The organism is Dehalobacter sp., assembly GCA_023667845.1.
Taxonomy (GTDB): Bacteria; Bacillota; Desulfitobacteriia; order Desulfitobacteriales; family Syntrophobotulaceae; genus Dehalobacter.
This window is the reverse complement of record JAMPIU010000043.1, coordinates 1-1,436: the sequence shown is the minus strand read 5'-3', so window position 1 is coordinate 1,436 and position 1,436 is coordinate 1. Positions and strand designations below refer to the sequence as shown.

The following is a 1,436-nucleotide window of genomic DNA, read 5'->3' as shown; positions in this document are numbered from 1 at the left end:
TATGCGAAAAGTTATATCCAAGCCTTGCGTTTACGAAACCATGAAAAAAAAGTTTTCCAATAAAATCCTTATTATTGGTTATGGATCAGTTTCACAATGTACCTTGCCCCTTTTAATGGATAAACTCGATGTTCCGCTAGAAAACATTACCTTAATTGATTTTGAAGACAAATCAAAAGCCCTGAAAAAATATACTAATCAGGGATTAAGATTTGTCTGTGAAAAAATTACCCCAAAAAATTTGAATCAGGTTTTGTCACAATACATGGAAAATGAAGGCATGATCATTGATCTTTCATGGAACATCGATGCCAATGAGATCATCGAGTGGTGCCATGATCACAATGTATTGTACGTTAACACTTCGGTCGAAGTATGGAATCCTGCTGAGAAATTTTTGACTCAAAGTCTATTGGAAAAATCGCTTTATTTACGGCAAATGAGATTGCTTGAACTTTCCCGTGATTGGAAAGATGCGCCGACTGCTGTTGTTGACCATGGCGCAAATCCTGGCCTGATAACTCACTTCGTAAAGCAAGGCTTGCTGGATATTGCCGCCCGCACCTGTGCTGATAAGAAAGTCTCTCCTGAAGAGGAACAGGAGATTGCCCTCCTCGCAAAAAAAATGGATTTTGCTCGCCTGGCTAAAAAATTGGGGATCAAAGTGATCCATTGTAGCGAGCGGGATACTCAAATTACCAACCGGCCAAAGGAGGTAAATGAATTTGTAGGGACATGGAGCATTGAAGGATTGAGAGAAGAAGGGACGGCTCCGGTTGAAATAGCCTGGGGAACACATGAGAGCAAATTACCGCCCCTGGCACATATACCTCCGTACGGACCGAAAAATACGATTTTCTTGCCCCGGATGGGCATTAATACATGGGTCAGATCGTGGATACCAGACGAAGAAATTGTAGGTATGGCGATCCGTCATGGCGAAGCATATGGCCTTTCAGAACTGTTAACTGTTTGGGAAGATGACAAGGCGGTCTATCGGCCTACCGTACACTATGCATATATGCCCTGTCAAGATACACTTTCCTCTCTTTGCGAATTGCGAGGCAGGAATTATGAGCTTCAACCCAAACTCAGGATCATGACAAATGAAATCATATCTGGCGAGGATATAATGGGTGCACTCTTGATGGGCCATTCTTATAATTCATGGTGGACTGGAAGCTCATTGAGCATTGAAGAGGCCAGATCCCTTGCTCCCAGCCAGAATGCTACTACTCTTCAGGTAGCTGCAGGCATTGTTGCTGCTATACTCTGGATGATTGAAAACCCACGAGAAGGTATTAAAACACCTGAGGACCTGCCTCATGATTTTGTCCTGAATATTGCCAAACCGTATCTGGGGAAATTTATTTCCACACCTTCGGACTGGACACCGCTTAAAAATCGCAAAATATTTTTCAAAGAAAATCCAGCCG

Annotated in this window: 1 protein-coding gene; it reads left to right on the top strand. The window is 42.8% G+C overall.

Annotated elements, in window-relative coordinates; translation table 11 throughout:
* Positions 1-40: 40 nt before the first annotated feature.
* The coding region (locus tag NC238_02090) for a saccharopine dehydrogenase NADP-binding domain-containing protein (protein ID MCM1564748.1) at positions 41-1,436 on the top strand (1,396 nt) is incomplete at its 3' end.